At 55.5% G+C, this 26,470-nt stretch carries 20 protein-coding genes, 1 pseudogene and 1 riboswitch; of the genes and pseudogenes, 17 read left to right on the top strand and 4 right to left on the bottom strand.

Annotated elements, in window-relative coordinates; all coding sequences use genetic code 11:
* Positions 1–11: 11 nt before the first annotated feature.
* Genes leuA through leuD form a run of 4 tightly spaced genes read left to right on the top strand, consistent with a single transcriptional unit; the run spans position 12 to position 4,688 of the window.
* Positions 12–1,574 (top strand): 2-isopropylmalate synthase, encoded by a 1,563-nt coding sequence (gene leuA, locus RT340_RS04845; protein WP_034826001.1) that lies wholly within the window; start codon positions 12–14, stop codon positions 1,572–1,574.
* Positions 1,575–1,576: 2 nt separating this feature from the next.
* Positions 1,577–2,668, top strand: coding sequence for a 3-isopropylmalate dehydrogenase (gene leuB, locus RT340_RS04840; RefSeq protein WP_097118333.1), 1,092 nt, complete (start codon positions 1,577–1,579; stop codon positions 2,666–2,668).
* A 4-nt stretch (positions 2,669–2,672) separates the two neighbouring features.
* Positions 2,673–4,079: a 3-isopropylmalate dehydratase large subunit gene (gene leuC, locus RT340_RS04835; RefSeq protein ID WP_034826009.1), complete on the top strand. Its 1,407-nt coding sequence runs from the start codon at positions 2,673–2,675 to the stop codon at positions 4,077–4,079.
* A gap of 3 nt (positions 4,080–4,082) precedes the next feature.
* Complete coding sequence (leuD, locus tag RT340_RS04830) at positions 4,083–4,688, top strand: 3-isopropylmalate dehydratase small subunit (protein ID WP_038649091.1); 606 nt, start codon at positions 4,083–4,085, stop codon at positions 4,686–4,688.
* A gap of 83 nt (positions 4,689–4,771) precedes the next feature.
* Here the strand turns inward: leuD and RT340_RS04825 are convergent, their stop codons facing one another.
* On the bottom strand, positions 4,772–5,953 hold the full coding sequence (locus tag RT340_RS04825; RefSeq protein WP_313374488.1) for an MFS transporter: 1,182 nt from the start codon (positions 5,951–5,953) through the stop codon (positions 4,772–4,774).
* Between the two features lie 253 nt (positions 5,954–6,206).
* Between RT340_RS04825 and sgrR the strand changes: the two genes are divergently transcribed.
* From sgrR to thiQ, 4 genes are all read left to right on the top strand, one after another.
* A complete protein-coding gene (gene sgrR / locus RT340_RS04820) occupies positions 6,207–7,868 on the top strand; it encodes an HTH-type transcriptional regulator SgrR (RefSeq protein ID WP_313374487.1) in 1,662 nt (553 codons plus the stop codon).
* 35 nt (positions 7,869–7,903) lie between these two features.
* A riboswitch (TPP riboswitch) is annotated at positions 7,904–7,998 on the top strand.
* Positions 7,999–8,045: 47 nt separating this feature from the next.
* Positions 8,046–9,032 (top strand): thiamine ABC transporter substrate binding subunit, encoded by a 987-nt coding sequence (gene thiB / locus RT340_RS04815; protein ID WP_313374486.1) that lies wholly within the window; start codon positions 8,046–8,048, stop codon positions 9,030–9,032.
* Positions 9,032–10,618 (top strand): thiamine/thiamine pyrophosphate ABC transporter permease ThiP, encoded by a 1,587-nt coding sequence (gene thiP / locus RT340_RS04810; RefSeq protein ID WP_313374484.1) that lies wholly within the window; start codon positions 9,032–9,034, stop codon positions 10,616–10,618. Before thiB ends, thiP begins: the two co-directional genes overlap by 1 nt.
* On the top strand, positions 10,602–11,303 hold the full coding sequence (thiQ, locus tag RT340_RS04805) for a thiamine ABC transporter ATP-binding protein ThiQ (RefSeq protein WP_313374482.1): 702 nt from the start codon (positions 10,602–10,604) through the stop codon (positions 11,301–11,303). Before thiP ends, thiQ begins: the two co-directional genes overlap by 17 nt.
* Here thiQ and RT340_RS04800 read toward each other — a convergent pair.
* The gene (locus tag RT340_RS04800) at positions 11,300–12,064 is read right to left on the bottom strand and encodes a DedA family protein (protein WP_313374480.1); all 765 of its coding nucleotides are present in this window, start codon (positions 12,062–12,064) and stop codon (positions 11,300–11,302) included. The two genes, thiQ and RT340_RS04800, sit on opposite strands and share 4 nt — an antisense overlap.
* Before the next feature lie 166 nt (positions 12,065–12,230).
* Here RT340_RS04800 and polB point away from each other — a divergent pair, with 166 nt between their 5' ends.
* The 3 genes from polB (at position 12,231) to rluA (ending at position 18,330) form a co-directional block, all read left to right on the top strand.
* Entirely contained in the window at positions 12,231–14,591 is a 2,361-nt protein-coding gene (gene polB / locus RT340_RS04795) for a DNA polymerase II (protein ID WP_313374478.1), read from the top strand.
* 152 nt (positions 14,592–14,743) lie between these two features.
* Positions 14,744–17,650 carry an RNA polymerase-associated protein RapA gene (gene rapA / locus RT340_RS04790; RefSeq protein ID WP_313374476.1) on the top strand — a complete coding sequence of 969 codons (2,907 nt, stop codon included), beginning with the start codon at positions 14,744–14,746 and terminating at the stop codon, positions 17,648–17,650.
* A gap of 20 nt (positions 17,651–17,670) precedes the next feature.
* Entirely contained in the window at positions 17,671–18,330 is a 660-nt protein-coding gene (gene rluA, locus RT340_RS04785; RefSeq protein WP_097118323.1) for a bifunctional tRNA pseudouridine(32) synthase/23S rRNA pseudouridine(746) synthase RluA, read from the top strand.
* 67 nt (positions 18,331–18,397) lie between these two features.
* On the opposite strand, the gene djlA is transcribed toward rluA, so the two are convergent.
* A complete protein-coding gene (gene djlA / locus RT340_RS04780) occupies positions 18,398–19,210 on the bottom strand; it encodes a co-chaperone DjlA (RefSeq protein WP_058959353.1) in 813 nt (270 codons plus the stop codon).
* Positions 19,211–19,391: 181 nt separating this feature from the next.
* On the opposite strand from djlA, the gene lptD reads away from it, so the two are divergent.
* Genes lptD through apaH form a run of 6 tightly spaced genes read left to right on the top strand, consistent with a single transcriptional unit; the run spans position 19,392 to position 26,222 of the window.
* Positions 19,392–21,770, top strand: coding sequence for an LPS assembly protein LptD (gene lptD, locus RT340_RS04775; protein ID WP_211729149.1), 2,379 nt, complete (start codon positions 19,392–19,394; stop codon positions 21,768–21,770).
* Between the two features lie 54 nt (positions 21,771–21,824).
* A complete protein-coding gene (gene surA, locus RT340_RS04770) occupies positions 21,825–23,120 on the top strand; it encodes a peptidylprolyl isomerase SurA (protein ID WP_097118321.1) in 1,296 nt (431 codons plus the stop codon).
* Positions 23,110–24,102: a 4-hydroxythreonine-4-phosphate dehydrogenase PdxA gene (pdxA, locus tag RT340_RS04765; protein ID WP_313374471.1), complete on the top strand. Its 993-nt coding sequence runs from the start codon at positions 23,110–23,112 to the stop codon at positions 24,100–24,102. Before surA ends, pdxA begins: the two co-directional genes overlap by 11 nt.
* Positions 24,095–24,919 carry a 16S rRNA (adenine(1518)-N(6)/adenine(1519)-N(6))-dimethyltransferase RsmA gene (gene rsmA / locus RT340_RS04760; RefSeq protein ID WP_034826076.1) on the top strand — a complete coding sequence of 275 codons (825 nt, stop codon included), beginning with the start codon at positions 24,095–24,097 and terminating at the stop codon, positions 24,917–24,919. The genes pdxA and rsmA overlap by 8 nt, the downstream gene beginning before the upstream one ends.
* Positions 24,920–24,923: 4 nt before the next feature.
* On the top strand, positions 24,924–25,301 hold the full coding sequence (apaG, locus tag RT340_RS04755) for a Co2+/Mg2+ efflux protein ApaG (protein ID WP_034826077.1): 378 nt from the start codon (positions 24,924–24,926) through the stop codon (positions 25,299–25,301).
* Positions 25,302–25,352: 51 nt separating this feature from the next.
* Positions 25,353–26,222, top strand: a complete 870-nt coding sequence (gene apaH, locus RT340_RS04750; RefSeq protein WP_160833561.1) for a bis(5'-nucleosyl)-tetraphosphatase (symmetrical) ApaH — start codon at positions 25,353–25,355, stop codon at positions 26,220–26,222.
* Positions 26,223–26,367: 145 nt separating this feature from the next.
* On the opposite strand, the pseudogene folA reads toward apaH, so the two are convergent.
* Positions 26,368–26,470 (bottom strand): annotated as a pseudogene (gene folA, locus RT340_RS04745) (dihydrofolate reductase); the annotation flags it as partial.

Here is a 26,470-nt window from a genome sequence, read left to right as displayed (position 1 = left end):
GGAAGATGACCATGAGCCAGCAAGTTATTATTTTCGATACCACTCTGCGCGACGGCGAGCAGGCATTACAGGCCAGCCTGAGTGTTAAAGAAAAACTGCAGATCGCCCTGGCGCTGGAGCGTATGGGCGTGGATGTAATGGAAGTCGGTTTCCCTATCTCTTCGCCTGGCGATTTCGAATCGGTGCAAACCATCGCGCGCTCGGTGAAAAACAGCCGCGTTGCTGCCCTGGCTCGCTGCGTGGATAAGGATATTGATGCCGCCTACGAGGCTTTGCGTGTGGCTGAAGCATTCCGCATTCATACTTTCCTCGCCACTTCGCCAATGCATATCGCCACCAAATTGCGCAGTACCTTGCCAGATGTGATTGACCGCGCAGTAGCCTCGATTAAACGTGCGCGCAACTACACCGATGACGTTGAGTTCTCTTGCGAAGACGGTGGCCGTACGCCGATCGACGATCTGTGCCGCGTAGTGGAAGCCGCGATCAACGCCGGCGCGACCACCATCAACATCCCGGATACGGTTGGTTACACCTTGCCGCACGAGTACGCCAACATCTTCAGCCAGTTGCGCGAACGCGTACCGAACATCGATAAAGCTATCTTGTCTGTTCACACCCATGATGATTTGGGCATGGCAACCGGCAATGCCGTAGCAGCGGTGTTAGCAGGTGCGCGTCAGGTTGAAGGCACCATCAATGGCCTGGGCGAACGTGCCGGTAACTGTGCGCTGGAAGAAGTGATTATGGCGATTAAAACCCGCCAGCAGATCATGAACTTGCACACCAATATCCATCATCAGGAAATCTACCGCACCAGCCAGTTGATCAGCCAAATCTGCAACATGCCGATTCCAGCCAACAAAGCGATTGTGGGTACGGGTGCGTTTGCTCACTCCTCTGGTATTCACCAGGATGGCGTGTTGAAGAACCGCGAAAACTACGAAATCCTGACGCCAGAATCGATCGGCTTACACAAAATTCAGTTGAACCTGACTTCACGTTCAGGCCGTGCTGCGGTGAAACATCGCATGGAAGAGATGGGCTACAAAGATTCCGACTACAACGTCGATGCTCTGTACGATGCCTTCCTGAAGCTGGCCGACAAGAAAGGCCAGGTATTTGATTACGATTTGGAAGCGCTGGCGTTCATCAACAAACAGAATGAAGAGCCAGAATATTTCCAGCTGAACGAATTTAATGTACAGACCGGTTCCAGCGTCACTGCCACCGCGTCGGTGCAGTTGGGCTGTGGCGAAGAGACCAAAGCCGATGCCGCGACCGGTAACGGCCCGGTGGATGCCGTATATCAGGCCATCAACCGCATCACCGGCTTTGAAGCAGAATTGGTGAACTACAAGTTGACCGCGAAAGGCCACGGCGAGAACGCGCTGGGCCAGGTTGATATCGTGGTGAACTACAACGGTCGTAAATTCCATGGCGTTGGCCTGGCGACCGATATCGTCGAATCTTCTGCTAAAGCGATGGTGAACGCCCTGAACAACATCTGGCGCGCCAAACAGGTAGAAAAAGAATTGCAGCGTAAATTTAAAGATCAGAAGGAAACGGTGTAACTATGACTCAGTCTTATCATATTGCGGTAATGCCAGGCGACGGAATCGGCCCGGAAGTGATGGCGCAGGCTATCAAGGTTCTCGACGCCATTCGCGGGCGCTTCGACATGCGTATCACCACCAGCGAATATGATGTTGGCGGTATCGCCATCGATCGTCACGGTGAACCGCTGCCGCCTGCCACCGTTGCCGGTGCAGAGCAAGCGAATGCGATTCTGTTCGGCTCTGTCGGTGGTCCAAAATGGGAACACCTGCCGCCAGCGGGCCAGCCTGAGCGTGGTGCACTGTTGCCACTGCGTAAGCACTTCAAGTTGTTCAGCAACCTGCGCCCCGCTTCCTTATATAAAGGCCTGGAAGCGTTTTGCCCACTGCGCAGCGACATCGCCGCACGCGGTTTCGACATCCTCTGCGTGCGTGAATTAACCGGCGGCATCTACTTTGGTCAGCCGAAAGGGCGCGAAGGTAGCGGTCCACATGAGCGTGCATTTGATACCGAGGTGTATCACCGTTTCGAGATCGAGCGTATTGCACGCAACGCCTTTGAAGCCGCACGCAAGCGTCGTAACAAAGTGACGTCAGTGGATAAAGCCAACGTGCTGCAGACCTCAGTGATGTGGCGTGAAATCGTTAATGAAGTGGCAAAAGATTACCCGGATGTGCAGTTGAGCCACATGTACATCGATAATGCCACCATGCAGTTGATTAAAGATCCATCACAGTTTGACGTGCTGCTCTGTTCTAACCTGTTCGGTGACATCCTGTCAGACGAATGCGCGATGATCACCGGTTCCATGGGCATGCTGCCTTCTGCCAGCATGAATGAAGAAGGTTTCGGTCTGTATGAGCCTGCGGGCGGTTCTGCGCCCGATATCGCCGGTCAGAACATTGCCAACCCAATTGCTCAGATTCTCTCGTTGTCTCTGCTGTTGCGCTTCAGCCTGAATGCCGCTGAAGCTGCAGACAGTATCGAGCGTGCGGTCAGCCGTGCGCTGGAAGCGGGCCATCGTACCCGCGATTTAGCCGGTAACGGCCCAGCTGTGAGCACAGATGAAATGGGCAGCATCATTGCCGGTTTCATCGCTGAGGAAAAATAATAAAATGAAAAGCTTATACCAGAAGTTATTTGATGCACATGTCGTCCACGAAGCACCAAACGAAACCCCGTTACTGTACATCGATCGCCATCTGATCCATGAAGTGACGTCACCGCAGGCCTTCGATGGCCTGCGCGCTCACGGCCGCAAAGTGCGCCAGCCGTCGAAGACGTTCGCCACTATGGACCACAACGTTTCTACCCAGACCAAAGACATTAACGCGTCGGGTGAGATGGCGCGTATTCAGATGCAAGAGCTGATCAAGAACTGTGCTGAGTTCGGCATTCAGCTGTATGACCTGAATCACCCGTTCCAGGGTATCGTGCACGTGATCGGGCCTGAACAAGGGATGACGCTGCCAGGCATGACCATCGTCTGCGGCGATTCCCACACCGCGACCCACGGCGCCTTCGGTTCGCTGGCATTCGGTATCGGCACCTCCGAAGTTGAGCATGTGTTTGCCACGCAGACCCTGAAACAGGGCCGTGCAAAAACCATGAAAATTGAAGTGCTGGGCGAAGCGGCGCCGGGCATTACGGCGAAAGATATCGTGTTGGCGATTATTGGTAAAACCGGCAGCGCCGGCGGTACTGGTCACGTGGTGGAGTTCTGTGGCCCGGCGATTGAAGCGCTGAGCATGGAAGGCCGCATGACGTTGTGCAACATGGCGATTGAGATGGGTGCCAAAGCGGGCCTGGTCGCGCCGGATGACACCACTTTCGCTTACCTGAAAGACAAGCAGTTCGCACCGAAGGGCGAGCAGTGGGATGAAGCCGTCGCTTACTGGCGTACGATGAAGTCCGACAGCGATGCCAAATTCGACACCATTGTCACCCTGAACGCGGCCGATATCGCGCCGCAGGTCACCTGGGGCACCAACCCAGGCCAGGTGATGGCGGTGGATCAGGCGATCCCCAACCCGCAATCCTTTGCCGATCCGGTTGAGCGTGCTTCTGCCGAGAAAGCTTTGGCTTACATGGATTTGCAGCCGGGTATTAAACTGACTGAAGTCGCTATCGACAAAGTCTTTATCGGCTCCTGCACCAACTCACGAATTGAAGATTTGCGCGCTGCGGCAGCCATCGCTAAAGGCCGCAAAGTCGCACCAGGCGTTGTTGCCATGGTCGTCCCTGGCTCAGGCCCAGTGAAGGCACAAGCCGAAGCCGAAGGTCTGGACAAAATCTTCCTGGAAGCGGGTTTTGAATGGCGTCTGCCGGGTTGCTCCATGTGTCTGGCGATGAACAATGACCGTCTGAACCCAGGCGAGCGTTGTGCCTCCACCAGTAACCGTAACTTTGAAGGTCGTCAGGGCCGTGGCGGTCGCACTCACTTAGTGAGCCCGGCGATGGCTGCAGCGGCGGCAGTAACCGGTCGTTTTGCCGACATTCGTGAATTGACTCAGGGAGCTTAAGCCATGGCGAACAAATTTACCCAACACACCGGAATTGTGGCGCCACTGGATGCGGCGAACGTCGATACCGATGCCATCATTCCAAAACAGTTCCTGCAGAAAGTGACGCGCACCGGTTTTGGCGCGCACCTGTTCCACGACTGGCGCTTCGAAGATGATGCGGGCACCGTGCCTACCCCAGGTTTCGTGCTGAACAAGCCGGAATTTAAAGGCACCAGCATCTTGCTGGCGCGTGAAAACTTTGGCTGCGGCTCATCACGTGAGCACGCCCCATGGGCCCTGACCGATTTCGGTTTCCACGTGGTGATTGCACCCAGCTTCGCGGATATTTTCTATGGCAACAGCTTTAACAACCAGCTGCTGCCGGTGAAGTTGAGCGATGAAGAAGTGGATGAGATGTTCAAACTGGTGGCCGCGCAGCCAGGCGTGACCTTTACCGTGGATCTGGAAGCCCAGACCGTCACGGCCGGTGATAAGTCTTACAGCTTTGAAATCGACAGCTTCCGCCGTCACTGCATGATTAACGGTCTCGACAGCATTGGTTTAACGCTGCAACACGAAGCGTCCATCTCCAACTACGAGACCACTCAGCCAGCATTCCTGCGTTAATGCCCTATTCGGTGCGTTTGAATGCGCACCGAATAGAGACGCACTGGATGTTTATAAAGTCGCCTTTGCGGGCGACTTTTTATTTATTGGGCATCACGCACGCGCGACGCCAGCCCCAACGCCACCACCGCCATCGCTAATGCCAGCCAGTACACCGACTCATGGCCAAAGCGCTCGCTCAGCGTGCCCTGTATCAATCCTGCAATAATCAAACCGGTCGATATCGAGGTGGTAAACATCGTGGTCGCTGCGCCCGCGCGTCCCGGCATCAAATCCTGGAACCACAGCATGCCAATTCCCGCGACGATGCCGATAAACGCCGCGTTGAACAGCTGAAGCACCATCAATGCCATGCGCGACTGGAACAACACCAGTCCGAGATAGAACAGGATTGCCGCCACCAGCGCTAACAGCACCAACTTGCGCTTACCAAAGCGCTTGGCGTAGTGTCCAGCCAGCAGCATGATGGGAATTTCCAATCCTGCGGCCGTCCCCATTAGTAAGCCCGCCAGTTTTTCCGGCAGCCCCAACGTGGAGCTGATATACAGCGGCATATCGATGATATACATGGTGTTGCACGCCCACATCACCACCGAGGCGATAAACAGCACTCGCACCTGGCTATCTTTCCACGGACTGAGCTGGGTCAGCACCTGCTCTGGCGTCGCGGCCACGCGCGGCACTGAAGGCAGAGTGCGCCAAATCAGCAGCATACTGAGCAGGAAAATCGCCGCCGCCACGCAGAACAGCGTCACGAAGCCATAGTTAAGCGCTAAGGCGAACGACAGCGGCGGGCCAATCACCCATGCCAGCGACAGTTGCGCACGCATCACCGAGCTGAACATCACCACTTCACGCGCCGACTGATCCGCATACTCGCGTGCCAGCGCAAAGATCTGCGGAATCGCCACGCTGGCCAGCGCTGACAGCAACACGCCCACACTGATCAACGTCAGGTAATGACGATTAAAGGCGAATAGCAGCGCATTCAGTACCGCCATCAGGCAGCAAAACAGGATCAGATTGCGACGATCGCCGCGATTGTCCGAACGTTTCGCCATCAGCAGGCTAATCACAATCCCGGCAATCGCGTTGATGGTAAAAAATAGCCCGACCCAAAACGGTCGCACCTGCACTTCGCGCGTCAAAAACAGACTCAGCGTGGGTGCCTGCAACGCACCGGCGACACCGGTCATAAACGACACCGCCATAAAAGAGAGATAAACCGGATTGATACGACGCTGGCGCGTTAACAGCGATTTCATGCAGAAATCCCTTTGCGGAGAAATGAGGCTAAGACAAAGAGGGTAGAAGATTTCACAGCAAAACGAAAAAAGCCAGCAGAGAAAACGCTGCTGGCGGTGAAATGCACCCTACTCAGAAAAGGCTCCACGTCGGTGGAACCGCTGGCAGAGCGCCATTCATTGCTGAATGCCTCCCGCTCTTCCATTGCCTGGCAGTATGCCTCTAATATGAGGCAGGAAAAACTGAGCGATTCTGAGAAGGAGTTCCCCTTTTATGTCCTCTGCGCGACTGCAACAGCAGTTCATCCGCCTGTGGCAAAGCTGCCAGGGGCTGGATCAGGAAACCACCTTAAGCGATCTGGCTGAACGACTGCACTGCTCGCGGCGCCATATGCGTAACCTGCTGAATGCCATGCAGGATGCGGGCTGGCTGATTTGGCAGGCAGAAGCCGGGCGCGGTAAGCGTTCGACCCTGAGCTTCAATTACACCGGCTTAGCACTGCAGCAGCAGCGCGCCGAGGATCTACTGGAGCAGGAACGCATAGAGCAGTTGGTGCAACTGGTGGGCGATAAGAATCAGGTGCGGCAGATGATTGCGGCGCATCTCGGGCGCAGTTTCCGCCAGGGCAAGCACATCCTGCGCGTGCTCTATTACCGTCCGCTGCCCAATCTGCTGCCGGGCTCGCCGCTGCGTCGTTCGGAAACCCATCTGGCGCGACAAATCTTTAATGGCCTGACGCGAATAAATGAGGAAAAGGGGGAAATCGAAGCGGATATCGCCCATCACTGGCAACAAACCTCCCCACTCCACTGGCGCTTCTTTTTACGACCCGCGATTCGCTTCCATCACGGACGTGAACTGGAGATGGAAGACATCATCGCTTCACTGGAACGTGTACGCAGTCAGCCGCTATTCTCGCATATCGACAAACTGCACTCTCCCGCGCCCTGGACGCTGGATATTCATCTGTCACAGCCCGATAGCTGGTTGCCTTGGCTGCTGGCCAGCGTCAGCGCGATGATCCTGCCGCGCGAATGGCCGACGTTGCGCCATTTTGCCCGTCAACCCATCGGCACCGGTCCTTACAGCGTGGTACGCAACCAGCAGACGCAGCTGAAAATCGCCGCCTTTGATGACTATTTTGGCTATCGCGCGCTGATTGATGACGTGTCGATTTGGGTGCTGCCGGAAATCAGCGACGAGCTGGTGTATGCCGGCGTGAAGCTACAGGGGGAAACCGCCGATGAGAAATCCGAAGAGAGCCGTCTGGAAGAAGGTTGCTATTTCCTGCTGTTCGACCAGCGCTCAGAGCGTGGTAAGGATGCCCATTTTCGACGCTGGGTGAGCTATCTGCTTAACCCGATTGCCCTGCTCAACCATGCGGGTGTGGGCTATCAGCGCTACTGGTTCCCTGCATACGGTTTCTTACCGCGCTGGCATCATCGCCGCGATCTCACCCCAGCCGAAAAGCCCGATGGACTTACGCAACTGACCATCAGCTGGTACAGCCATCATGTCGAGCATGAAGGGATTGCTAACGCCCTGCGCCCGCTGCTGGCTGAACAGGGCGTTGAGCTGATCACGCGCGAGCTGAGCTACGAAGAGTGGTTCGAAGGTGAAGGAGAGAGTGACATCTGGCTCGGCAGCGTCAACTTCACTCTGCCGCTCGACTACGCACTGTTTGCGCAGCTCTACGAATTGCCGCTCATGCATCACTGCGTTCCGATTGACTGGCACGCAGATGCACAACAGTGGAGACAGAAAGCCTTGCCTCTGGCCGAGTGGAGCAAACAGTTGGTGAACAGCGACTTTGTTCATCCGCTCTTCCATCACTGGTTACTGCTGGAAGGCCAGCGCAGTATGCGCGGTGTGCGGCTCAACACGCTCGGCTGGTTTGACTTTAAATCGGCCTGGTTTGCACCACCGGAGCTGTGACACTTTCGCGCTGTCACAGAAGTGTCTAATATAAGCCGTTCTCAACGGGGTGCCCTAGTATTGGGCTGAGAGAAACCCGTCGAACCTGATCCGGCTCATACCGGCGTAGGGATTTGAGATGAGCGATAACTCAGATCCTTTGCGACTCAACTTTATCTTCTCCTCAAGGAGCGCAAAGTGTTAAACAAAGTCTTGCCCGTGTTGCTGTTGATCTCTGCCCCGGCGTTGGCTGTCAAGCCTGTTCTTACCGTTTACACCTACGACTCGTTCTCTGCAGATTGGGGCCCCGGCCCTGCCGTCAAAAAAGCCTTTGAAGCCGAGTGCGGCTGCGAACTGAACTATGTGGCGCTGGAAGATGGCGTGTCGCTGCTCAACCGCGTGCGGATGGAGGGCAAAAACAGCAAAGTCGATGTGGTGCTGGGCCTCGATAACAACCTCGTGCAAGCCGCCGAAAAAACCGGCCTGTTCGCAAAAAGCACCGTCGACACCAGTCAATTGCAACTGCCTGATAGCTGGCATAACGACACCTTCGTTCCGTTCGATTACGGCTACTTCGCCTTCGTCTACGATAAAAACAAGCTGAAGAACCCACCGAAAAGCCTGAAAGAACTGGTCGAAAGCCCGGAAAAGTGGCGTGTGATCTATGAAGATCCACGCACCAGCACACCGGGATTAGGCCTGCTGCTGTGGATGCAAAAAGTGTATGGCGATAAAGCACCTGACGCCTGGCAGAAGCTGGCACAGAAAACGGTCACCGTCACTAAGGGCTGGAGCGAAGCCTATGGCCTGTTCCTGAAAGGCGAAGGCGATCTGGTGCTGAGTTACACCACCTCTCCGGCATATCACATCATCGAAGAGAAGAAAGATAACTACGCCGCTGCGCCGTTTAGCGAAGGCCATTATCTGCAAGTGGAAGTGGCTGCACAGCTCGCTAGCAGCAAACAGCCCAAACTGGCGCAGCAGTTTATGCAATTTATGGTATCGCCAGCCTTCCAGCAGACCATTCCGACCGGCAACTGGATGTATCCGGTGATCAAAAGCGATCTGCCTGCCGGTTATCAGTCTCTGACCGTGCCGGCGAATGCGCTGCAATACAGCTCAGCCGAAGTGGCCGATCATCGCGCGGACTGGATTCGTACCTGGCAACAAGCCGTTAGCCGTTAATGCCAGCCTGGTTAATTCCTGGAAGTGCCGTTGCGCTGCTATTGTGCGCAGTGGCACTGCTGGCGTTTGGCGCCTTAGTGATGGCGGCGCCGGTCACTGACTGGCGCGCCCTGCTGTCAGACAATTATCTGCACCACGTCCTGGCCTTCTCGTTTGAGCAGGCGCTTTTATCTGCCCTGCTCTCGGTGCTGCCGTCGATTCTGCTGGCACGTGCGTTGTATCGCCGCCGCTTTCCGGGACGTAATCTGCTGCTGCGCCTGTGTGCCATGACGCTGGTATTGCCGGTTTTAGTGGCCGTATTTGGTTTGCTCAGTGTTTACGGTCGCAACGGCTGGCTGGCGCACCTCTGTAGCCTGCCTGGCATTGATTACACCTTCTCGCCCTATGGCTTGCAGGGCATTTTACTGGCACATGTGTTCTTCAATCTGCCCCTCGCCACCCGCATGCTGTTACAGGCGCTGGAAAGTATTCCCGGCGAGCAGCGTCAGTTAGCCGCCCAGCTTGGTATGCGCGGCTGGAATCTGTTTCGTTTAGTCGAATGGCCATGGCTGCGGCGCCAGATTCTGCCCACCGCAGCCCTGATTTTTATGCTGTGCTTCGCCAGCTTTGCCACGGTACTGGCATTAGGCGGAGGACCGCGTGCCACCACGCTGGAACTGGCCATCTACCAGGCGCTGAGTTTTGATTACGATCCCAGCCGTGCGGCGCTACTGGCACTGTTGCAACTCGGGTGCTGTTTGCTGCTGGTGCTGCTCAGCCAACGCTTCAGTAAGGCCATCCCTACCGGCAGCCAAAATATTCGCGGCTGGCGTGATCCGCAGGATTGCTGGCATGCCCGGATCGGCGACACGCTACTGATTGTCTGTGCGCTACTGCTGTTGCTGCCGCCGCTCGCTGCGGTGATCGTTGATGGCTTGCGCGGGGGTGTTGCAGGTGCCCTGCAACAGCCCGCGTTATGGCAAGCGACCTTCACCTCACTGCGCATCGCCATCGGCGCCGGATTCCTGTGCGTGGTGCTGACCATCATGTTGCTATGGAGCAGTCGCGAGCTGCGTCAGCGTCAGCGCAACGTTGCGGCACAGGCAATGGAGCTAAGCGGTATGCTGATCCTGGCGATGCCCGGCATCGTGCTGGCCAGCGGCTTTTTCCTGCTGTTCAACGCCACCATCGGCCTGCCGCAGCGCGCCGATGGCTTAGTGATTTTCACCAATGCGCTGATTGCCATCCCCTATGCGATGAAGGTACTGGAGAACCCGATGCGCGATATCAGCGCTCGCTACACCCCGCTCTGCGCATCACTGGGCATTGCTGGTATTAATCGCCTGAAACTGATTGAACTGCGCGCGCTGAAGCGGCCCATTGCACAAGCGCTGGCGTTTGCCTGCGTGCTGTCGATTGGTGATTTCGGCGTGGTGGCCCTGTTTGGCAGCGCCGATTTCCGTACGCTGCCGTTCTATCTGTTCCAGCAAATTGGCGCTTATCGCGGCGCAGACGGTGCCGTAACCGCACTGCTACTGTTATTACTGTGCCTGTTGCTCTTTACTCTGATGGAAAAACTGCCGGGTCGTCATGCTGACACTGAATAATCTCACTTACCTTTACCAGCATCTGCCAATGCGCTTCCGTTTTGAAGCCCAGGCGGGGGAACGTCTGGCGATCCTCGGCCCCAGCGGCGCAGGCAAAAGCACCTTGCTCAGCTTGATCGGCGGTTTTTTGCCAGTGAGCCAGGGAACCCTGATGATGAATGGCGTCGATCACACGCACAGCGTGCCGTCGGCGCGACCAGTGTCGATGCTGTTCCAGGAGAACAATCTCTTCCCGCATCTGACGGTGCAGCAAAATATGGGGTTAGGCTTGCATCCAGGCTTGAAACTGACGTGGGAACAGCAGCAACAGCTGGCCGCCATCGCTGAGCAGACCGGATTAGCCGAGATGCTGAACCGCTTGCCAGCTGAGCTTTCCGGCGGTCAACGCCAGCGCGTGGCCTTAGCGCGCTGCCTGCTGCGCGATCGGCCGATCCTGCTGCTCGATGAGCCCTTCTCTGCGCTCGATCCGGCGCTTCGCGGTGAGATGCTGCAACTGGTGCGTACGGTGTGTGAAAGCCGCAATATCACGCTGCTGATGGTGTCGCACAGCCTGGAAGACGCCCAGCAAATTGCGCCGCGCAGTCTGGTGGTGGTCGATGGGCGGATTTACTGGGATGGCAGCACGGCGAGCTTGATCAGTGGAGAGAGTGAAGCGGCTACCATCCTTGGCGTGAAAAAGCCTTAAGCGAAGAACACCTTCCACAATAGCTGGCGGAAGATAGGCATCATCGGGTGATACTGAATGGCGATAAATGCCGCCACGCCGATAGCCGCCGCCAGCGGTGCCAGCCAGCGCAAACGCGCCTGCGGCAGATATTTCGTCGCCCAGTCAGTGGTTTTGCCACTGCGCCACCAGCGCCACATCAGCCAGAATCCCATCCACACCAGCAAAGCCACCAGCAACAGCAGCCACTTAAAATTGCCGCTTTGCGCGGCCTGCGGCACATCAATCGCCACACCGGCGAGGATACCCGGCATCAGATAAGCCGGCGGCCAGAGAATACAGCCAATCAGGTTGGGCGGCAGGAACTTGCGCACCGGCAGCTCCAGCATGCCCGCCGCCAATGGAATCAACGGACGCGTCGGGCCGACGAATCGCCCCACCACGATAGTAAACATGCTGTGTTCATGCAGCGCGTGCTCGGTTTTATCCAGCAGGCCCTGATACTTTTTCAGATATTTCCAGCGGTGCAATGGCCCCTGAAACTTCCAGCCGATGCCATAAGAGACCCAGTCACCAATCAGGCAACCGGCAAAACCCGCCGCCCAGGCAGGATAAAGACCAATCTGTCCGCTGCCCACCAGCGCCCCAAGGCTGGCCATTAATACGGTTCCTGGCAACAGCAATCCCACGAACGCCAGTGACTCAAGGAAGGTCACCAGCGCCACGGCCATCAGCGCGTACTCCAGCGATTGCGAAAACAGATGTTGAATCCAGGCTTCCATAACTATCCTCTGCGGAATATAGAGGCTGGATTGTCCGGAGCCAGCGCCAAACCGTCAAGGCAAGAATTGTAGGACGATGTTGACAGAGTACTGACAATGTCGCCACACACAGGCACTGTATAAACATCCATGGTATACTTCAGGCAATTCATTTCCCGGAGTTCACGTGACCGAACCACGCGCAGGTTTTTTGCTTACCCGCCACTGGCGAGATACCCCAACCGGCAGCGAAGTGGTGCTGTGGCTGGCGACTGATCAGGGACCGCAGCGGCTGGTGCTACCGGCACAAGAGTCCGTGGCTTTCATTCCAGAAGAGTTCCGCCAGCAAACCGAAGCGTTGATCCGTGACGAGCGGCATATTCGTGTGCAATCGCTCGAACTGAAAGATTTCCGCCGTCGTCCGGTGTTTGGCCTTTATTGCCGCAGCCATCGCCAGCTGCAAAACCTGGAAAAGCGCCTGCGCGAAAATGGCATCGCGCTGTATGAAGCCGATATCCGCCCGCCAGAGCGCTATTTGATGGAGCGTTTCATCACTGCGCCGGTGTGGTTTAGCGGCGAGGTGCGCGGCGATAGCGTGGTCAATGCTCGCCTGAAACCGCATCCAGATTACCGCCCGCAGCTAAGATGGGTTTCGCTGGATATTGAAACCACGGAACACGGTGAGCTGTATTGCATCGGGCTGGAGGGCTGCGGTCAGCGCCAGGTGTATATGCTGGGTCCACCCAATGGCGATGCCAGCACCCTCGATTTCGATCTCATTTATGTGGATAGCCGCCCGCAGTTGCTGGAACAGCTCAATGCCTGGTTCGCCCGCCACGATCCTGATGTGATCATCGGCTGGAGCGTGGTGCAGTTCGATCTGCGCGTCCTGCAGAAACACGCCGACCGCTACGGCATCCCGCTGCGTTTAGGTCGTCACAATCAGGCGCTGGAGTGGCGTGAGCACGGCTTTAAGCCTGGCGTCTTCTTCGCACAAGCCACCGGGCGGTTGGTGATTGATGGTATTGAAGCGCTGAAATCCGCATTCTGGGACTTTCCCTCTTTCAGTCTTGAGGCGGTGTCACGCCAGCTCCTCGGCGAAGGAAAAGACATCGACAACCCGTGGCAGCGCATGGAGGAGATCAACTGGCGTTTTGCCCATGACAAACCCGCGCTGGCGAAGTACAACCTGAAAGATTGCGAACTGGTGACGCGTATTTTCCAGCACACTGCCATCATGCCGTTCCTGCTGGAGCGCGCCACGGTCAATGGCCTGGCGGTCGATCGTCACGGCGGTTCGGTGGCGGCGTTTGGTCATCTTTATATTCCGCGTATGCATCGCGCAGGATTCGTGGCACCTAACCTTGGTGAAGTGGCGCCCGAAGCCAGCCCGGGTGGTTATGTGATGGACTCACGGCCCGGCCTGTACGACTCGGTGCTGGTGCTCGATTACAAAAGCCTTTATCCCTCCATTATTCGCACCTTTTTGATCGATCCCGTCGGTTTGGTGGAGGGGCTGGCGCATCCAGACGATGCCGATTCCGTGCCCGGGTTTCGCCATGCGCGCTTCTCACGCCAAACCCATTGCCTGCCAGCGATTGTGGAGCAGATTTGGCAAGGGCGTGAAGCGGCTAAACGCAACGGCAATCAGCCTTTGTCACAGGCGCTGAAAATCATCATGAATGCCTTTTACGGCGTGCTTGGCACCAGCGCCTGTCGCTTCTTTGATCCACGTCTTGCGTCTTCAATTACCCTGCGTGGCCACGCCATCATGCAGCAAACACGTGAGCTGATTGAAGCCGAAGGGTTTGATGTGATTTATGGCGACACCGACTCCACCTTTGTCTGGTTGAAAGGCGCACACAGCGAGGCAGAGGCCGCCGCCATTGGTCATCGTCTGGCTAAACAGGTCAATGCGTGGTGGCAGCAACATCTGCAGCAGACTTACGGGCTGGAGAGCGCACTGGAATTAGAGTACGAAACCCATTTCAGTCGCTTCCTGATGCCCACCATTCGCGGTGCTGAACAAGGCAGTAAAAAGCGCTACGCCGGCATGATTCGCTGCGACGGAACAGAACGGCTGGTGTTTAAAGGGCTGGAGTCAGTGCGCACCGACTGGACACCGCTGGCGCAGCAGTTCCAGCAAAATCTGTATGGCCGAATTTTTCGTGGTGAGCCATGGCAGGATTATATCCGTGAGACCGTGGCGCAGCTGCTGGCGGGCGAACTGGATGAATTACTGGTCTACAAAAAGCGCCTGCGCCGCCCGTTAAAAGATTATGAAAAAAACGTGCCACCCCATGTACGCGCGGCTCGCCTCGCCGATGAGCAAAATCGGAAATTACAGCGTCCATTACAGCATCAAAATGGCGGGTACATTCGCTATGTGATGGCGACCGCTGGCCCGGAACCGCTGGAAGCGCGCACCACGCCGCTCGACTATGATCACTATGTCACCAAACAGTTACAACCGGTGGCAGATGGCATTTTACCCTTCGTCGGCGATGACTTTGCTACACTTATCACCGGGCAGCTGGGGCTTTTTTGACAGGTGACGAATGCCCTGCCATCCAGTACCATAGCGCCCTTCCTGTTTCTCACCGCATAGACACTCTGACCAAACTCTCGTTTGGCGGTGATGTATTGCCTGAGAGCAGGTGAACTTCTTTATGGCATGTCAGAGAGTCGAGCTAAAAATATATGGTTTTTACACTGGGTCAGCGCTGGATTAGTGATACGGAAAGTGAACTGGGATTAGGAACGGTGGTGGCGATCGATACGCGCATGATCACCATGATGTTCCCGGCAACCGGCGAAAACCGCCTGTATGCCCGTAATGATGCTCCCGTCACCCGTGTGATTTTCAATCCGGGCGACACCATCACCAACCACGAAGGTTGGCAGATGAGCGTCGATGAAGTCCGCAACGATAACGAATTAATGACTTACATCGGCACGCGTCTCGACACCGAAGAAAGCGGCGTGGTGATGCGCGAAGTGATGCTGGATAGCAAACTGGTGTTCAGTAAGCCTCAGGATCGCCTGTTCGCCGGTCAGCTCGACCGTATGGACCGTTTTTCCCTGCGCTTCCGTGCGCGTAAATACCAGAGTGAGCAGTATCGCCTGCCGATCAGCGGCCTGCGCGGCATGCGCACCAACCTGATTCCGCATCAGCTGCATATCGCCCATGATGTTGGCCGTCGTCATGCGCCACGCGTGTTGCTGGCGGATGAAGTGGGCCTGGGTAAAACCATTGAAGCCGGGATGATTATTCAGCAACAGTTGCTGGCCGGTCGTGCCGATCGCGTACTGATCGTGGTGCCGGAAACGCTGCAGCACCAGTGGCTGGTAGAGATGTTGCGCCGCTTCAACCTGCGCTTTGCCCTGTTTGATGACGACCGCTACACCGAAGCCCAGCACGACAGCGATAACGCCTTCGAAACCGAACAGCTGATTATCTGTTCACTGGATTTCGTACGCCGTAACAAGCAGCGTCTTGAATTGCTGGCCGATGCCGACTGGGATCTGCTGGTGGTCGATGAAGCCCACCATCTGGCCTGGAGCGAAGATGCGCCAAGCCGTGAATATCAGGTGATTGAACAGCTGGCGGAAAAAACGCCGGGCGTGCTGCTGCTGACGGCCACGCCGGAACAGCTGGGTCTGGAAAGTCACTTTGCCCGTTTACGTCTGCTCGATCCAAATCGCTTCCACGACTTCAGCCAGTTCGTGGCTGAGCAGCAGAATTATCGCCCGGTGGCCGATGCGGTGAGTTCGCTGCTGGCCGATCAGGCGATCACCAATGAAGAGATGAACCTGATCAATGACCTGATCGGTGAACAGGACATCGAGCCGCTGCTGCAGGTGGCGAACAGCGATCGTGAAGGCAAAGAAGACGCACGCAAAGAGCTGGTCTCGATGTTGATGGACCGCCACGGCACCAGCCGCGTGCTGTTCCGTAACACCCGTAACGGCGTGAAGGGCTTCCCGAAACGCGAACTGCACCAGGTTCGTTTGCCACTGCCTGCGCAGTATCAAACCGCGATTAAAGTTTCCGGCATTATGGGCACACGCAAGAGCGCAGAAGAACGCGCGCGTGACATGCTGTATCCGGAAAAGATTTATCAGGAATTTGAAGGTGATAGCGGTACCTGGTGGAACTTCGACCCGCGCGTCGAGTGGCTGATGGGTTACCTGACCAGCAACCGTAAAGAGAAAGTACTGGTGATTTGCGCTCAGGCTGCCACTGCGCTGCAACTGGAGCAGGTGCTGCGCGAGCGCGAAGGTATTCGTGCTGCAGTGTTCCACGAAGGATTATCCATTCTGGAACGCGACCGCGCTGCGGCGTTCTTCGCCTCAGAAGAAGAAGGCGCACAGGTACTGCTGTGCTCGGAGATCGGTTCTGAAGGCCGTAATTTCCAGTTCGCCAGCCGTCTGGTAATGTTCGACCTGCCGTTTAACCCGGATCTGCTGGAACAGCGTATTGGCCGTCTCGACCGTATCGGCCAAATGCACGACATTCAGATCCTGGTGCCATGGCTGGAAAAAACCGCCCAGGCGGTGCTGCTGCGCTGGTACCACGAGGGCCTGGATGCGTTTGAGCATACCTGTCCAACTGGACGCGCCATTTATGACAGCGAATACAGCAAGTTAATCGAATACCTCGCCGCACCTGAGAATCCACAGGGGCTGGATGAATTTATTGCAGAGAGCCGCAAACAGCACGACACGCTGAAAGCGCAGCTGGAGCAGGGTCGTGACCGCTTACTGGAGCTGAACTCCAACGGCGGCGAAGCAGCGCAGGCGCTGGCGAATGCTATCGGCGAACAGGATAACGACACCGACCTGGTTAACTTCGCGCTGAACCTGTTCGATATCGTCGGCATCAACCAGGAAGACCGCAGTGACAGCCTGATCGTGCTGACGCCATCCGATCATATGCTGGTGCCGGATTTTCCAGGTTTACCGGAAGATGGCTGTACCGTGACCTTCAACCGTAACCAGGCGCTGTCGCGTGAAGACACCCAGTTCATCACCTGGGAACATCCGCTGATCCGTAATGGTCTCGATTTGATCCTGTCCGGCGATACCGGCAGCTGTGCATTGTCACTGCTGAAGAACAAAGCGCTGCCGGTTGGGACGCTGCTGGTTGAGATGGTGTACGTGGTTGAAGCGCAGGCTCCGAAAAGCCTGCAACTCACCCGCTTCCTGCCGCCAACGCCGGTGCGTCTGCTGATGGATCGTGCGGGCAACAACCTGGCAGGCAAAGTGGAGTTTGAAAGCTTTAACCGCCAGTTAAACGCCGTGAATCGTCATACCGGTAGCAAACTGGTTAACGCAGTGCAGCAGGAAGTGCACGAGATTCTGACCCAGGCCGAAAAAGTGGTGATTCCGGAAGCACAGGCGATCATCGCAGCGGCGAAAGTCGAGGCGGATGAGAAGCTGAGTGCCGAGCTATCACGTCTTGAAGCGCTGCGAGCGGTCAACCCCAACATCCGTGATGATGAGGTTGAAGCGCTGGAAAGCAATCGCGAGCAGGTGCTGGCGAGCCTCGGTGATGCGGGCTGGCGTCTGGACGCGCTGCGTCTGATCGTTGTCACGCACCAATAATTGCTGAAGGCCACTACGACATGTTGATGGAAGCCTACAATCCGCCGCTCGACCCCTGGCTACATATTCTGTATCAGGACGAGCACATTATGGTGGTCAACAAGCCAAGCGGCTTGTTGTCGGTGCCTGGTCGCCTGGAGGAGCACAAAGATAGCGTGATGACGCGCATTCAACGTGATTTCCCTCAGGCGGAATCGGTGCATCGCCTGGATATGGCCACCAGCGGCGTGATCGTGGTGGCGTTGAATAAGGCTGCGGAAAGAGAGCTCAAGCGGCAGTTCCGCGAGCGTGAGCCGTCAAAGTATTATGTGGCACGCGTGTGGGGCCATCCTGCGGCGGAAGAGGGATTGATCGATCTGCCGCTGATTTGCGACTGGCCTAATCGCCCTAAGCAAATGGTATGCTTCGAGAACGGTAAAGCCGCTCAGACCGAATATCAGGTGCTGGAATACGAAGCGAGCAACAGCGCCCGCGTGCGGCTCAAGCCGATTACCGGCCGCTCGCACCAGCTGCGCGTGCATCTACTGGCGCTGGGTCACCCGATTTTGGGCGACCGCTTTTATGCCCATGAAGAAGCACTGAGCATGGCGCCGCGTCTGCAACTGCACGCGGAGTCATTAACCATTACCCATCCGGCGTTTGGCAACAGCATGACGTTTAAGCAGCCAGCAGATTTTTAATCTGCAGGTCATAAAAAAGGGCCGTCAGTCATGACGGCCCTTTCAAATTCAATCTTAACGTTCCAGGCTATTTAAAACCTTTCTCCTTACGAATCAAATCGTAAGCCGCCTGAATCTCCTGCGCTTTCTGCTTCGCCATCTCCATCATTTCTGGCGGTAACCCTTTCGCCACCAGTTTGTCCGGATGATGCTCACTCATCAGCTTACGGTAAGCGCGTTTAATGGTGGTGCTGTCATCGCTGCTTTTTACCCCCAGCACACTACAGGCATCATCCAGCGTCGGTCCGCGTTTCGCCTGTTGATAAGCACCACCATAAGAGGAGCCACCGCCACCAAATTGTTGCCCACCTTCCATCATGCGAAGGAACTGATCGAACTGTGCCCGCGAAATGCCCAGCTCTTCCGCGATTACATACAGCACCTGGCGTTCATTGGGATGCAGCGAACCGTCAGCAAATGCCGCCTGAATCTGAATTTCCAGAAACATCCGAATCAGATCAAAACGACCAAAACAGGCGCTGCGCAGTTCACGCAATTTATTCCGCAGCGGATAGTCACTTTGCTTGCCTTCGCGGAAAGCACGCTGCGCAGCCATGCGGGCATCGCCATGCAGTTGCATACGATCCATAAATAAGGAAGCAATCTGGATATCTGCCTCGGTGACGCGCCCTTTTGACTTGGTCAAATGACCCATCACCTGAAAAGTGGTACTGAAAAACAGCGTCTGTCGCGCCTGATTATTGGCGAAATAGCCCTGTCCTTTTACGCTGCGCACTTTGTCAAACATATGACCAATGATCAGACCCAGTACAATGCCCCAGAAGCCTGCTCCGGAAAGTAAGCCGAGAGCCAGACCAATAACTTTTCCCCAGTAGCGCATAAACTCCTCAATTCGCCATGCTTGCGGCTGAAAATTGCATTATCATACCTTTCATTTACTTCAGTGCCTAACAGCAACGCGATCAGACAAGGATTAACACTGGCACAACGCCGGGCAGTAAGTTAGTCTCTGAGCCGATTGTCGGCATGATGCCCGTTCTCATGGAAATCCCGAACCGCGTATGAAAAAACAGATACCTACCCTGCTGGCAACCATGATTGGTGCAGCGCTCTACAGTCAGCAGTCATTCGCCGACGATCTTATGTCGCAATGTATGCTGGGCGTGCCGAGCTATAACCGTCCGCTGGTCAGCGGCGACACCAATTCCCTGCCTGTCACCATCAACTCTGACTCGGCCAAGGGTAACTACCCGAATGACGCGGTATTCACGGGCAATGTTGATGTGCAGCAGGGCAACAGCCGCTTACGTGCCGATGAGATGCAACTGCATCAGCGTCAGCAGGATGGACAGACCACGCCAGTGCGTACCGTGGATGCGCTGGGTAATGTGCACTATGACGACAACCAGGTCATCCTGAAAGGTCCGAAAGCGTGGTCCAATCTGAACACCAAAGACACCAACGTGTGGAACGGTGATTACCAGATGGTGGGCCGTCAGGGCCGTGGCGTTGCCGATCAGATGAAACTGCGTGGCGACAACCGTTATACCATTCTGGAAAACGGCAGCTTCACCTCTTGCCTGCCCGGCTCTAATAGCTGGAGCGTGGTCGGTTCTGAAGTGATCCAGGACCGTCAGGAAGAAGTGGCGGAGATTTGGAACGCCCGCTTTAAACTCGGCAATGTGCCGGTGTTTTACAGCCCATATTTGCAGTTACCGATTGGCGATCGCCGTCGCTCCGGTTTCCTGATCCCGAATGCGAAGTACGGTAGTAACAACGGCTTCGAATTTATGCTGCCGTATTACTGGAACATCGCGCCACAGGCCGATGCCACGATTACGCCGCATTACATGAGCAAACGTGGTCTGCAATTGCAGAACGAATTCCGCTATCTGACCGTGTTTGGTGCCGGTTTGATGGAACTGGATTATCTGCCGTCCGATAAGCAGTACGACAACGACAAAGCGGTGCGTGGCATCGCCGAAAATGATAACTCAGATCGCTGGCTGTTCTACTGGCAGCATGCTGGTGTCTATGAGCAGCACTGGCGCTTCAATGCCAATTACACCAAGGTAAGTGACCCGTATTACTTCAACGATCTCGACTCGAAGTATTACAACTCTACTGACGGTTATGCGACGCAGAAATTCAGCTTTGGCTACGCGGACACCAACTGGGACGCCACGCTGTCGACCAAAGATTTCCAGGTATTTGGTAACACAGATTCGACCAACGTCTATCGTGCCATGCCACAGCTCGACCTGAACGCCTATCAGAACGATATTGGACCATTTGATGGCCACATCTACGCTCAGGCAGTGAAATTCACCAACGTGAATAGCAAAATGCCTGAAGCAACGCGTCTTCACATTGAACCGACGTTAAATTTACCGCTGTCAAATGGCTGGGCCAGCCTGGATACCGAAGCAAAGTTCCTCGCTACGCACTACCAGCAGGACAATATTGATCGTTATAACAATAACGAAATCTCTAATATTTCCAGCAACGGTAATCAATTAGATAGCTCCGTCAACCGCACTCTGCCGCAGTTCAAAGTGGATGGTCGCTTGGTGTTTGACCGTGATATGGATTGGGAACCTGGCTACACGCAAACGCTGGAACCGCGTGTGCAGTACCTCTATATCCCGTATCGCAACCAGAGCAGCATCTATCCGTACGACTCTACCCTGCTGCAAACCGACTATACCGGTCTGTTCCGCGATCGTACCTATAGCGGCCTGGATCGTATCGCGTCGGCTAACGAAGTCTCAACCGGTGTGACCACACGAATTTATGATAACGATCTGGTTGAACGTTTTAACGTTTCTGTGGGTCAAATCTACTCGTTTACCCCGTCTCGTACCGGCGTAAACCAGACGAGTGATGAGGATGATACCGGCAGCCTGGTGTGGGCCGGGGATACCTACTGGAAAATCAGCGATCGCTGGGGCGCGCGTGGCGGTCTGCAGTATGACACCCGTCTCGATAACGTTGCACAAGGCAACGCCATCCTGGAATACCGTCAGGATGCCGATCGTATGGTGCAGTTGAGCTATCGCTACAGCAGCCCGGAATACGTGGCGCAGGCGTTGAACAACTCCAGCTTGCTGACGAACCCGATCTACAAAAACGGGATTTCACAAGTTGGCGCAACCGCGAGTTGGCCAATTGCCGATGCCTGGTCACTGGTGGGCGGATATTACTACGATACCCGCAACAGTCGCCCTGCTGAGCAGTTAGTTGGCCTGCAGTACAGCTCGTGCTGCTACGCCATTCGTCTGGGTTACGAGCGCAAGATCAACGGTTGGGAAAACAACGACAGTAAGTACGACAACCAAATCTCATTCAACATTGAGCTACGTGGTCTGAGTTCTAACTATGGCTTAGGCACCAATGAAATGCTGCGTCAGGGCATCATCCCTTACCAGCGCGCTTTCTGATGTTGTGATGTTTGACAGGCTATCCCGCAGTGCGGAAACAACAATGGATAAAGTATGAAGAACTGGAGAATGCTGATTCTTGGTGTAGCGATCACCGCTAACACTGCGTTCGCAGCCCCACAAGAGCTTGATAAAGTTGCTGCCGTCGTGAATAACGGCGTGGTACTGGAAAGTGACGTTGATAACATGATGCGCACTGTGAAATCACAGGCGCAGCAAGCTCATCAACAGTTGCCTGATGACAAAACCTTGCGTCATCAGATCCTTGAGCGTCAGGTCATGGATGCCATCATTCTTCAGATGGGCGAGAAAGCCGGCCTGCAGGTCAGCGATCAGCAGTTGGATCAGGCAATCCAGAATATTGCCGCACAAAATAAGATGAGCATGGATCAGTTGCGCAGCCGCCTGGCCTATGACGGAATGAACTACAACGCCTACCGTGCGCAGATCCGTCAGGAAATGCTGATCTCTGAAGTGCGTAATAACGAAGTGCGCCGCCGTGTGACGATCCTGCCGCAGGAAGTCGATACGCTGGCAACGCAGATTGGTTCACAGAATACTCAGGGCACTGAACTGAACGTGAGCCAGATCTTGCTGCCACTGTCAGAAAACCCTACGCAGCAGCAGGTTGACGATCAGGAAGCGCTGGCGCGTCAATTGGTCGGTCAACTGAAAAGCGGTGCCGATTTCGGCAAAATGGCAGTGACCTACTCTGCCGATCCGCAGGCGCTGAAAGGCGGCAACATGGGTTGGGCGAAAATTGAAGAGTTGCCGACCCTGTTCTCGCAAGCGTTAAGCACCGCGAAGAAGGGCGACATCGTCGGCCCAATACGTTCTGGTGTTGGCTTCCATATTCTTAAAGTGAACGATCTGCGCGGTGAGAGTAAAAACATCTCTGTCACCGAAGTGCATGCACGCCATATTCTGCTGAAGCCTTCTCCGATCCTCACTGATGCGCAGGCACAAGCGAAGATCGAGCAGATCGCAGCTGACATCAAGAGTGGCAAAACCACCTTTGCTGCGGCGGCAAAACAGTTCTCTGACGATCCGGGTTCTGCTAACCAGGGTGGTGATCTCGGCTGGGCAACGCCTGAAATCTACGATCCTGCCTTCCGTGATGCGCTGCTGAAGCTGCAAAAAGGCCAGGTCAGTGAGCCGGTACACTCCTCCTTCGGCTGGCATCTGATTCAGTTACTGGATACCCGTCAGGTTGATAAAACCGATGCGGCGCAGAAAGAGCGTGCTTATCGTCTGCTGTTTAACCGTAAATTTGCCGAAGAAGCACAAACCTGGATGCAGGAACAACGCGCCAGTGCTTACGTGAAGATTCTGGACAACAATGGTCAGTAATTATCGTGTCGTGATCACCCCCGGCGAACCCGCCGGGATTGGTCCTGATCTCACCGTTCAACTGGCTCAGCTCGACTGGCCAGTTGAACTGGTGGTCTGTGCCGATGGCCATGTGCTGCGTCAGCGAGCCCAGCAACTGGGCTTACCGCTTACGCTGCGCGATTACCAACCGGGTGTTGCGGCACAAGTACAGCAGGCCGGTACGTTAACGCTGCTGCAGGTTGATACCGCGCAGCCGGTCACGCCTGGTGAATTAACCGTAGCGAATGGGCATTACGTATTGGAAACGCTGGCGCGTGCCTGCGACGGTTGCCTAAACGGTGAATTTGCTGCGTTGATTACCGGACCCGTGCACAAAGGCGTCATCAATGACGCCGGCATTCCGTTTACCGGTCATACCGAATTCTTCGCCGAGCGTGCCGGTGGCGATCGCGTGGTGATGATGCTGGCCACCGAAGAGTTACGCGTCGCGCTCGCCACTACGCATTTGCCGTTAAAAGATGTCGCTGATGCGATTACTCGCGACAGCCTGCATGAGGTGATTACGATTCTGCATCAGGATTTACAGCAGAAGTTCGGTTTACCCCATCCGCATATCTTTGTCTGCGGCCTGAATCCGCACGCGGGCGAAAGCGGCCATATGGGCCGTGAAGAAATTGATACTATCATTCCGGCGCTCGACGAACTGCGTCAGGAAGGTATACAGCTTACCGGCCCATTACCGGCTGATACGCTGTTCCAGCCGAAGTACCTACAGCATGCCGATGCGGTCCTGGCGATGTATCACGATCAGGGCTTACCGGTGCTAAAATTTCAGGGGTTTGGTCGCGCGGTGAATATCACCCTTGGCCTGCCCTTTATCCGGACTTCTGTCGACCATGGTACCGCGCTGGAATTAGCCGGCCAGGGCAAGGCGGAACCGGGCAGCTTTATCACGGCGCTTAATCTCGCCATCACTATGATCAAGAGCAGTAATGAATAATCGCGTCCATCAGGGGCATTTTGCCCGTAAACGTTTCGGGCAGAACTTCCTGAACGATCAGTACATTATCGACAGCATTGTCTCCGCTATTCACCCGCAGAAGGGAGAAGCGATTGTGGAGATTGGTCCCGGCCTGGGTGCCTTAACTGAACCGGTGGGCGAACGCCTCGATGAACTGACCGTTGTAGAGCTGGACCGCGATCTGGCTGCACGTTTGCAGACCCATCCGTTCCTCGGACCGAAGCTGACCATTTATCAGCAAGATGCCATGACTTTCGATTTCTCGGCGCTGGCGCAAGAGAAAGGTCAGCCACTGCGCGTCTTTGGCAACCTGCCGTACAATATTTCGACCCCGCTGATGTTCCACCTTTTCAGCTATACTGGTTCGATTAAAGACATGCACTTCATGCTGCAGAAAGAAGTGGTAAACCGTTTGGTTGCCGGACCAGGCAGTAAAGCGTATGGCCGCCTGAGCGTGATGGCGCAGTACTATTGCCAGGTGATTCCGGTGCTGGAAGTTCCACCCGAATCCTTCACGCCTGCGCCAAAAGTTGATTCCGCCGTGGTGCGTTTGATGCCTTACCCAGAACCACCTTATCCGGTGAGCGATATTCGCCTGCTGAGCCGCATCACCACTGAAGCCTTTGGTCAACGCCGTAAAACCCTGCGTAACAGCCTTGCACATATGTTTACTGCGGGTGCGTTGGATGAACTGAACATTGATGCCTCGCTGCGTGCTGAGAATGTCACCGTGGCACAGTATTGCCAATTGGCGAACTGGCTGGGCAATCATCAGGCTGAAACCCCGGAGAAATAAGTGTATGAGTGAACTGGCCCGCGTCTGTATTCATGTATTGAGTCAATATGTGGAATCACAATCCTTGCCCGACGAGGATCGTTACGTGTTTGCCTACACCATCACCATACGTAATCTGGGACGAAATAGCGTTCAACTGCATAGTCGCTACTGGCTTATCACCAATGGCAACGGTCGTGAGACTGAAGTTCAGGGGGAAGGTGTGGTTGGCGAGCAACCGCACATTGCCGCTGGCGGTGAGTATCAGTACACCAGCGGTGCGATTCTGGAAACCCCTATGGGCACCATGCAAGGTCACTATGTGATGATCGACGATGAAGGTGAAGAATTTCACGTCGACATTCCGGTGTTCCGACTCGCCGTGCAAACCCACATACATTAATCCCCCTCCGCCCGGCCAGTCCGGGCGGCGCGTTTTGATCGGACTGACGTAATGAGTACATACCTGATTGGCGATATTCACGGCTGTTATGACGAGCTACGTGCGCTGCTGGCGCAGGTTGATTTCGATCCGCAGCAAGACGAGCTTTGGCTAACCGGCGACTTAGTGGCGCGTGGCCCGGGTTCGCTGGATGTGCTGCGCTATGTGAAATCGCTGGGAGATTGCGTACGACTGGTGCTCGGCAATCACGATCTGCATCTGCTGGCGGTTTATGCGGGCATCAGCCGTAACAAACCTAAAGATCGTCTGACGCCATTGTTAGAGGCGCAGGACGCGGATGAGCTGATCAACTGGTTACGTCGCCAGCCGCTGCTACAAGTGGATGAAGAGAAAAAGTTGTTGATGGCTCATGCGGGTATCACACCGCAGTGGGATCTCGACACGGCAAAACTCTGTGCGCGTGAAGTTGAAGCCGTGCTGGCCAGCGACACCTACCCGCTGTTCCTGGATGCGATGTACGGCGACATGCCGAACAACTGGACGCCGGAATTGAGCGGCTTGGCGCGTCTGCGCTTCAGTACCAATGCCCTGACGCGTATGCGCTTCTGCTTCCCCAACGGTCAGTTGGATATGATCTGCAAAGAAGCCCCCAACTCTGCTCCACCGCCGCTGAAACCCTGGTTCCTTGTTCCCGGCAAGATCAGCAGTGACTACACGCAGGTGTTTGGTCACTGGGCTTCACTGGAAGGCAAAGGGACGCCTGAGCACATTATCGGCCTGGATACCGGTTGCTGCTGGGGCGGCACGCTGACGCTGCTGCATTGGGAATCGCAACGCTATTATGTGCAGGCCTCTAACCGTGAGAAGGCGATGGCAGAGAGTGCCACCAGCGTACATCCGCCATTGAGCGACATGTCATAAACAAAAAGCCCCGCAACGTGAGCGGGGCTTTTTTTTGTTCGCTATAAAGGGTGGTTCTGAGATTTCCCGGTCGCCCTGTAGGGCAACACCACGACGAAATGAGACGATTTTCTCAGGGGCACATTGATGGGTGCCGGGATAAACATCAACGGCGATCTAAAATCTCAAAGCAGTAGCTGTGCGAGTTTTGTGCATCGGCGTCATGAAACTCGCTAAAGGTCGATTGCCACTCATCCGGCTCGTAATCC

Origin of the sequence: Pantoea sp. CTOTU50773 (genome assembly GCF_032082325.1) — a bacterium.
Taxonomy (GTDB): Bacteria; Pseudomonadota; Gammaproteobacteria; order Enterobacterales; family Enterobacteriaceae; genus Pantoea; species Pantoea communis.
The sequence above is the reverse complement of the archived record's forward strand: the minus strand, read 5'-3'. Positions and strand labels throughout refer to the sequence as shown.

What these genes read in the sequence shown, in the direction of transcription:
- djlA (WP_058959353.1), bottom strand. Translation starts at nt 19,210, where the DNA reads ATGCGCTACTGGGGAAAAGTTATTGGTCTGGCTCTCGGCTTACTTTCC.
- sgrR (WP_313374487.1), top strand. Translation starts at nt 6,207, where the DNA reads ATGTCCTCTGCGCGACTGCAACAGCAGTTCATCCGCCTGTGGCAAAGC.
- leuD (WP_038649091.1), top strand. Translation starts at nt 4,083, where the DNA reads ATGGCGAACAAATTTACCCAACACACCGGAATTGTGGCGCCACTGGAT.
- leuA (WP_034826001.1), top strand. Translation starts at nt 12, where the DNA reads ATGAGCCAGCAAGTTATTATTTTCGATACCACTCTGCGCGACGGCGAG.
- rluA (WP_097118323.1), top strand. Translation starts at nt 17,671, where the DNA reads ATGTTGATGGAAGCCTACAATCCGCCGCTCGACCCCTGGCTACATATT.
- RT340_RS04825 (WP_313374488.1), bottom strand. Translation starts at nt 5,953, where the DNA reads ATGAAATCGCTGTTAACGCGCCAGCGTCGTATCAATCCGGTTTATCTC.
- leuB (WP_097118333.1), top strand. Translation starts at nt 1,577, where the DNA reads ATGACTCAGTCTTATCATATTGCGGTAATGCCAGGCGACGGAATCGGC.
- surA (WP_097118321.1), top strand. Translation starts at nt 21,825, where the DNA reads ATGAAGAACTGGAGAATGCTGATTCTTGGTGTAGCGATCACCGCTAAC.
- apaH (WP_160833561.1), top strand. Translation starts at nt 25,353, where the DNA reads ATGAGTACATACCTGATTGGCGATATTCACGGCTGTTATGACGAGCTA.
- thiP (WP_313374484.1), top strand. Translation starts at nt 9,032, where the DNA reads ATGCCAGCCTGGTTAATTCCTGGAAGTGCCGTTGCGCTGCTATTGTGC.
- rsmA (WP_034826076.1), top strand. Translation starts at nt 24,095, where the DNA reads ATGAATAATCGCGTCCATCAGGGGCATTTTGCCCGTAAACGTTTCGGG.
- leuC (WP_034826009.1), top strand. Translation starts at nt 2,673, where the DNA reads ATGAAAAGCTTATACCAGAAGTTATTTGATGCACATGTCGTCCACGAA.
- RT340_RS04800 (WP_313374480.1), bottom strand. Translation starts at nt 12,064, where the DNA reads ATGGAAGCCTGGATTCAACATCTGTTTTCGCAATCGCTGGAGTACGCG.
- thiQ (WP_313374482.1), top strand. Translation starts at nt 10,602, where the DNA reads ATGCTGACACTGAATAATCTCACTTACCTTTACCAGCATCTGCCAATG.
- pdxA (WP_313374471.1), top strand. Translation starts at nt 23,110, where the DNA reads ATGGTCAGTAATTATCGTGTCGTGATCACCCCCGGCGAACCCGCCGGG.
- rapA (WP_313374476.1), top strand. Translation starts at nt 14,744, where the DNA reads ATGGTTTTTACACTGGGTCAGCGCTGGATTAGTGATACGGAAAGTGAA.
- lptD (WP_211729149.1), top strand. Translation starts at nt 19,392, where the DNA reads ATGAAAAAACAGATACCTACCCTGCTGGCAACCATGATTGGTGCAGCG.
- apaG (WP_034826077.1), top strand. Translation starts at nt 24,924, where the DNA reads ATGAGTGAACTGGCCCGCGTCTGTATTCATGTATTGAGTCAATATGTG.